This is a genomic window from Saccharopolyspora karakumensis, from assembly GCF_004349225.1.
Classification (GTDB): Bacteria; Actinomycetota; Actinomycetes; order Mycobacteriales; family Pseudonocardiaceae; genus Saccharopolyspora; species Saccharopolyspora endophytica.
On sequence record NZ_SMLA01000047.1, the window covers coordinates 47,202 to 53,686 of the forward strand.

At 72.4% G+C, this 6,485-nt stretch carries 7 protein-coding genes; 6 read left to right on the top strand and 1 reads right to left on the bottom strand.

Annotation, left to right across the window (positions count from 1 at the left end):
• The first annotated feature begins 159 nt into the window (after positions 1-159).
• The 6 genes from E1202_RS24105 to E1202_RS24130 all read left to right on the top strand — a co-directional run bounded on the left by E1202_RS24105 (position 160) and on the right by E1202_RS24130 (position 6,337).
• On the top strand, positions 160-444 hold the full coding sequence (locus tag E1202_RS24105) for a hypothetical protein (RefSeq protein WP_132685410.1): 285 nt from the start codon (positions 160-162) through the stop codon (positions 442-444).
• A 395-nt stretch (positions 445-839) separates the two neighbouring features.
• Positions 840-2,099, top strand: coding sequence for an amidohydrolase (locus E1202_RS24110; protein ID WP_132685411.1), 1,260 nt, complete (start codon positions 840-842; stop codon positions 2,097-2,099).
• A 143-nt stretch (positions 2,100-2,242) separates the two neighbouring features.
• Complete coding sequence (locus tag E1202_RS24115) at positions 2,243-3,472, top strand: M20 family metallopeptidase (RefSeq protein ID WP_132685421.1); 1,230 nt, start codon at positions 2,243-2,245, stop codon at positions 3,470-3,472.
• An 84-nt stretch (positions 3,473-3,556) separates the two neighbouring features.
• Positions 3,557-4,168: a hypothetical protein gene (locus E1202_RS24120; RefSeq protein WP_235878960.1), complete on the top strand. Its 612-nt coding sequence runs from the start codon at positions 3,557-3,559 to the stop codon at positions 4,166-4,168.
• A gap of 139 nt (positions 4,169-4,307) precedes the next feature.
• Complete coding sequence (locus E1202_RS24125; RefSeq protein ID WP_132685412.1) at positions 4,308-5,009, top strand: HAD family hydrolase; 702 nt, start codon at positions 4,308-4,310, stop codon at positions 5,007-5,009.
• Complete coding sequence (locus E1202_RS24130; protein ID WP_132685413.1) at positions 5,006-6,337, top strand: FGGY-family carbohydrate kinase; 1,332 nt, start codon at positions 5,006-5,008, stop codon at positions 6,335-6,337. Before E1202_RS24125 ends, E1202_RS24130 begins: the two co-directional genes overlap by 4 nt.
• 16 nt (positions 6,338-6,353) lie before the next feature.
• Here the strand turns inward: E1202_RS24130 and E1202_RS24135 are convergent.
• Positions 6,354-6,485 (bottom strand): integrase core domain-containing protein (locus E1202_RS24135; protein WP_165943966.1); only part of this gene is annotated, 132 nt, incomplete at its 5' end.

The following is a 6,485-nucleotide window of genomic DNA, read 5'->3' on the forward strand; positions in this document are numbered from 1 at the left end:
TCCAGGACTGTCCTCACTGGGGGGAGTCGACCTCGTTCGCTCGCGGCACGTGTTCGATATGATCGACTCCGACCGGAACGGGTGACCCCTGGACGGGGTCGCGGAACACGACCCGGATGTGTCGGTGATCCGGCGCGACGCGAAGGATGTGGAGCCATCATGTGGCGGATCGGCCGCCTGCTCGCGGGACTTGCGATCGCGTTATCCCTGCTGTTCACACCATGGGCGGCGGCAGGCCCGGCCGCTGGTCAGGCGGAGGTGGCCCAGGTCGCCGTCGTGGCCCAGCAGCCGACGCCGGAGTCGCCCGCGCCCGAGCGCGAGACGCAGGCCGAGCGCAACCAGCGCACCGCGATGGGGGTCGCCGGTGTGGTGCTGATCGGGCTCGTGCTGCTTTCCCGCAAGGCCCGGAAGAAGCCGATGCTGTTCTTCGAGAAGAAGAAGTAGGTATTCCGATAAAACGGACCGTGTCGTCGGTTTTCGCTATTTCTTCGCTACCAATTTCCGCCATGGACTAGACCTGACGGCGAAGCTGTGGGACTTTCACACCTGATCGTGCGTGTGGAGTCATTCCGCACGCTTCCTGGGTGAGTAGCCCAATGAGACGTGGGTCGGCGCCGGGAAGCCCCCCGACCGGTGCCGGCCCACACCCATTCCCGGCCCTGCGTCGGGAATGTCCGTCTCGGACCGTGGAATTGCGTGGAATTCAACTAATATGTGGATTCACCTTTTTCTGTCCAGCTGAAGTCTCGCCACCCGTTCGGCGCAGCTCGCCTACCGGTGGTCGCCACGTAGCGTGCTCGTCACGCGCCGCTGATCGGGCTGATGCAGGATGAACGCACATGCGTACCACCCCGCCCGAAGATCAGAGCGCGCCCGGAGGCCGAACCGCGCTGCGCGACCGCTGCCGCGACGTCGTGCGCCGGAACGAGGCGGCGCTGACCGGGCTGTCCCGCAGCATCCACGCCGAGCCGGAGACGGCCTTCGCCGAGCACCGCAGCGCCGCCAAGGTCGCAGCGCTGCTCGCCGAGCACGGCTTCACCGTCCAGACCCCCGTGGCCGGCCTCGAGACCGCTCTGATCGCCGAGCGCGGTAGCGGTGACCTCGTCGTCGGCATCTGCGCCGAGTACGACGCGTTGCCGCAGGTCGGACATGCTTGCGGGCACAACGTCATCGCCGCCTCCGCCGTGGGCGCCGCGCTCGCGCTGGCCGAGATCGCCGACGAAGCCGGACTCACCGTCAAGGTGCTCGGCACCCCGGCCGAGGAGACCGGCGGCGGCAAGGTCGTGATGCTGGAGGCCGGCGTCTTCGACGACGTCGCCCTGGCGATGATGGTGCACCCCGGGACGGAGGACATCTGCCTGCCGAGCTCGCTGGCCATCACCGACCTGGAGGTCCGCTACGCCGGCCGCGCCGCCCACGCCGCGGCCGCGCCCGATTTCGGCATCAACGCCGCCGACGCGCTCACCGTCGCGCAGGTGGCCATCGGACTCCTGCGGCAGCACCTGGAGCCGCAGCAGATGGTGCACGGTATCGTCACGGAGGGTGGCGCGGCGCCGAACATCGTGCCCGCGCGCACCGCGGCGGTCTACAACCTGCGTGCTGCCGAAGCGCGCTCGTTGCAGCGCCTGGAGAACCGCATCCGGGCCTGCTTCGAAGCGAGTGCGACGGCGACCGGATGTTCGCACGAGATCGTGCAGATCTCCCCGGTCTACGCGGAGCTGGCCTGCGACCAGTGGTTGTCGGAGGCGTACCGTCGCGCGATCACCGATCTCGGGCGTGAACCGCTCGATCGGAGCACCGAGCGGGGCCGGGTCATCGGCAGCACCGACATGGGCAACGTGACCAGGGCCTTGCCCGCGATCCACCCGATGATCGCGGTGGAATGCGGAGACGCGGTCAACCACCAGGCGGAGTTCGCCGCGGCCTGCGCCGCTCCCTCGGCGGACCTGGCGGTCCTCGACGGGGCGGTGGCGATGGCGTGGACCGCGCTCGCGGCCGTGCTCGACGGCACGCAGCGCGAGCGGCTGCTCGCCGGTGTCGCCGACCGCGCTGGAAAAGGTTCGACCGAACAGTTCTGCACGTCGGGAGGCGTGGCGTGACCGTGGTGGATTCTCGTGGCCCGGACCCGGGCCAGCGCCCGAACCGTGACGGTTCGGCGGTGACGGACGAGGAGTGGGCCGTCGCCCAGGCGACGTTGGTGGCTGACGAGCCGATCGGCGCGACCGAAAGCACGATTGCGGACATGGATTCCCGCTTCGGATCCGGTGTGGAGTCCGTCGTGCCCGACATCGGTGCGGGTCGCGGACCGTCCTGGCTGGACGCCTGGTTGAACGCCAACGCGCATCGCGTGGTCGCCTGGCGCCGTCACATCCACTCCCACCCGGAGCTCTCCCGCGCCGAGCACCGCACCACCGCCTTCCTCGTCGACCAGCTCGGCCGGATCGGTCTGTCCCCCCGGCTGCTGCCCGTCGGAACCGGCCTGACCTGCGACATCGAGGGGACGAGCGCCGGTCCCACGATCGCGCTGCGCGCCGACATCGACGCGCTGCCGCTGACCGAGGCCACCGGACTGCCGTACTCCTCCACAGTGGAGGGTGCTTCGCACGCGTGCGGCCACGACGCGCACACCACCGTCGCGCTCGGCGCCGCGATGGCCCTGGCCACCGCCCCCGACCTGCCCGGGCGCGTGCGGATGATCTTCCAGCCCGCCGAGGAGGTCATGCCCGGAGGCGCGCTGGACGTGCTGGCCAGCGGCGCGCTCGACGACGTCGACCGGATCTTCGGCCTGCACTGCGACCCGCGCCTGCCCGCGGGCAGCGTCGGAACCCGCGTCGGCCCGATCACCTCCGCCACTGACCTGCTGGAACTGCGCCTGACCTCGCCCGGCGGGCACACCTCGCGGCCCCACCTGACCGCCGACCTGGTGCACGCCTTGGGCAGCGTGATCACCGGCCTGCCCACCCTGCTGTCCCGACGCGTCGACCCGCGCACCGGGACCGTGCTGACCTGGGGAGCGGTGCACGCGGGCGAAGCGCCCAACGCCATCCCGCAGGACGGCGTGCTCACCGGCACCCTGCGCACCGCCGACCGGGACACCTGGGCGAAGCTGGAACCGCTGGTCCACGAGCTCGCGCAGAGCCTGCTCGCGCCGCTGGGCGTCGGCTTCGACCTGCAGCACCGCCGCGGCGTCCCGCCGGTGGTCAACGAGCGGGACAGCACCGAGCTGATGCGCGCCGGGATCACCGCCGCGCTGGGGGAGCAGGCGCACGCCGACACCCCGCAGTCCTCGGGCGGCGAGGACTTCGGCTGGTACCTGGAGCACGTGCCCGGCTCGTTCGCGCGCCTGGGCGTGCACTCGGGCAGCGGACGGATCAAGGACCTGCACCAGCCGACCTTCACCCTCGACGAGCGGGCGCTGCTGGTCGGCATCCGCACGATGGTCCACACGGCGCTGCTGAGCCTGCGGAGCTGACGGAGCGGGCCGCGGAATTCGCCTGATCGAGGTGTATCCGGGCTCGGGGTGCATCTGTGGGCGGGGTTCGCGCCTCTTCTCAGCATGAGGACGAACATCGACCGCCCGCAGTTCCTGCCCGCACCCGACCCGCAGACCCCGCAGCGCCGGCACGGGGCGTTGCCGCGCCACGAGGCCGAACGCGTGCTCGGCTCAGCCGATCTCGCCGAGGCGTTGGAGGCCGGCGAGTGGGTCCAGCCCTGGCCAGGTGTGGTGCTGCCGGCCGCTCTCGTGCGCGACCCGATGGCCAGAGCCGCCGCCGCGCTGCTGCGCGCCGGTGATCAAGGGGTGATCTCCGGGCCGACGGCCGTGGCCATGCACGGCTGCGGCCCGGTCGAGGACGCCGTGCACGTGACCGTGCCCTACGACCGGGAGTTGCGGTCGCAGGGCGATCTGGTCGTGCACCACGCCTGGTTCCGGGAGACCGACGTGATCGAGCTCGACGGTCTCCGCGTGCAGGCGCTGGACGTCGCGCTGGCGGACGTGCTGTGCTCCGGTCCGCAACGTCGCGCGCTGGACTGCCTGGAACGCGCCCTCGGGCGGCTCGGCTCGGGTGCCGAGCACTTCCGCGCGCTAATCGGGGAGCGGCTGGCCCGCCGCCGGGACCGGCGCGGCACCCGGAGGGCCTGGGCGTTGCTGGAGCTGGCGTGGACGTGACCGGGTGCGGCGAGATCCGCGCCACCAGCGCACTGGTAGTTATCACATCATATGCTGTTAATTCTGTCGCTCCCAGTGTTAACTTGTGGGTGCAGGGTGCCACCTCGGTCCCGTTGGACCACGAGCGAAAGGACCGGACGTGCCGGCCGATCCCACAACCGGAGCCGAACCGATCGACCTCGTGCTGCTCGACGTGGGCGGCCCGGTCTACGACGACGCCGCGTACCGGGACGCGCTGCTGCGCGCCACCCGCGAGCTCGCGGCCGAGGCGGGCGGCGAGGTCTCCGAGACCGAGTTCCTGCGCCTCTACGACGAGCGCAGGCAGGCCCAGGGCGGCTCGCTGCGCACGGCGATGGCGCAGCGCTTCCTCACCGTGCAGGACCGGCAGCGGCTGTCGGACCTGGCGGAGCAGTACTGGGAGTACCCGCCGGAAGCCCTCCACGACGACGTCCTGCCCGCTCTGCGCCTGGTCGGCGAGCGCTACCGGATCGCCGTGGTCGCCAACCAGCGCTCCGTCGTCGTCGACGCGCTGCGCCGGGACGGCGTCGCCGACCACATCGACGTCTGGGCCATCTCGGAGACCGTCGGTGCGGAGAAGCCCGACCCGCGGATCTTCCAGCACGCCCTCGACGAGGCCGGTGTCCCGGCGTCCCGCGCGGTGCACGTCGGCAACCGCCTCGACACCGACGTCCGCGGTGCCCAGCGCATGGGGCTGCGCACGGTGTGGGTGCTGCGCGGCGAAGCGCCGCCCGCGCCGACGCCCGAGCAGCTCGCCGAACCGGACATCGCCGTGCACTCGCTGGCGGAGCTGCCGGGAGCGCTGGAGAAGCTCGCGTCATGACCGGCGAGCTCGTCGCCGGCGTGGACGTCGCCACGGCCACCGTCCGCGTGCAGGTCCACGACCCGGCGGGCGCGCTGCTGGCGCAGTCCTCGCGGCCGCTGCCCGCGCCCGTGCGCTCGCCCGGCGGTCGCTCGGAGCAGGACGCCCTGTCGTGGTGGCCCGCCGCGCGCGACTGCCTGGCCGAGTGCACCGGCCTGCTGGGCGCGCGCAGCGCCGGGATCACCGCGCTGGCGATCTCGGCGACCTCGGGCACGGTCGTCGCCGTCGACGCCGACGGCGCGCCGGTCGGTCCTGCGCTGATGTACGACGATCGCCGCGCCCGGGTCTCCTGGCTGGCCGACAACCCCCCGGCGGGTGCCGAGCAGATCTGCCACACGCCCGAGGTGATCGCCCGGCGCCTCGTCGGGCACCCGGTCGCCACCGACACCAGCCACGCGCTCAAGAGCGGTTACGACGCGGCGGCCGGTGAGTGGGGGGCCGGTGCTCCCGCCGCGCTGCTGCCGGAGGTCGTGCGCCCCACGACCGTGCTCGGCCAGGTGGGGCGCGAGGCCGCCGGGTTCACCGGGCTGCCGCTGGGCTGCGAGGTCCGCGCGGGCATGACCGACGGTTGCGCCGGTCAGCTGGCGACGGGCGCCGTCGACGCCGGGCAGTTCGTGACCGTGCTGGGCACGACCCTGGTGATCAAGGGCGTGTCGGAGAAGCTCGTGCACGACCCGACCGGAGTCGTCTACAGCCACCTGCACCCCGAAGGCAGGTGGCTGCCCGGCGGGGCCGCCAACGTCGGCGGCTCGGCGCTGTCCGATGTGGACCCTGCCGAACTGCCCGAACTGGACGCCGCGGCCCTCGCGAACGGTCCGGCGAACGTGCTCGACTACCCGCTGCGCGGGCGCGGGGAGCGGTTCCCGTTCCAGGCGCCCGAGGCCGAGGCGTTCCTGGTCGGCACGCCGCGGGACCGCGTCGAGGAGCACCGCTCGCGCCTGGAGGGCATCGCCTTCTGCGAACGCCTCGCGCTGGAACGCCTGGCCACGCTGGGCGCGGTGGCCGAAGGGCCGGTGCGCACGGCGGGCGGCGGCGCCCGGAGCACGGTCTGGTGCCGCGTCCGGGCCTCGGTCCTCGACCGGCCGGTGCTGCGCGTGCTCGGGGCCGGAACCGCTCTGGGCGCGGCGCTGCTGGCGGCCACCGGCTCGATCCACCCGGACCTGAGCACGGCGGCGGCCGCGATGGTGCCGGAAGGCGAGCTCGTCGAGCCGGACCGGGCGGAAGTGGCCGCGCTCGGCTCCACCTACGAGCGGTTCGCGGCGGAACTCCGCGAGCGCGGCTGGCTCTAGGGTCTCGCCTGAGGGCCTAGATGTGATGTCCGGGGAGGTTGGTCAGTCGGGTGACTGGCGGTGTGCCTCCGATGGCGGAGTGGGGGCGGTGGTGATTGTAGAAGTGGATCCAGGCTGGCAGGGCGGTGTTGCGTTGCTGGGTTGATTC

Coding starts and splice junctions, on each gene's coding strand:
- E1202_RS24105 (WP_132685410.1), top strand. CDS start 160: ATGTGGCGGATCGGCCGCCTGCTCGCGGGACTTGCGATCGCGTTATCC.
- E1202_RS24115 (WP_132685421.1), top strand. CDS start 2,243: ATGGATTCCCGCTTCGGATCCGGTGTGGAGTCCGTCGTGCCCGACATC.
- E1202_RS24130 (WP_132685413.1), top strand. CDS start 5,006: ATGACCGGCGAGCTCGTCGCCGGCGTGGACGTCGCCACGGCCACCGTC.
- E1202_RS24110 (WP_132685411.1), top strand. CDS start 840: ATGCGTACCACCCCGCCCGAAGATCAGAGCGCGCCCGGAGGCCGAACC.
- E1202_RS24120 (WP_235878960.1), top strand. CDS start 3,557: ATGAGGACGAACATCGACCGCCCGCAGTTCCTGCCCGCACCCGACCCG.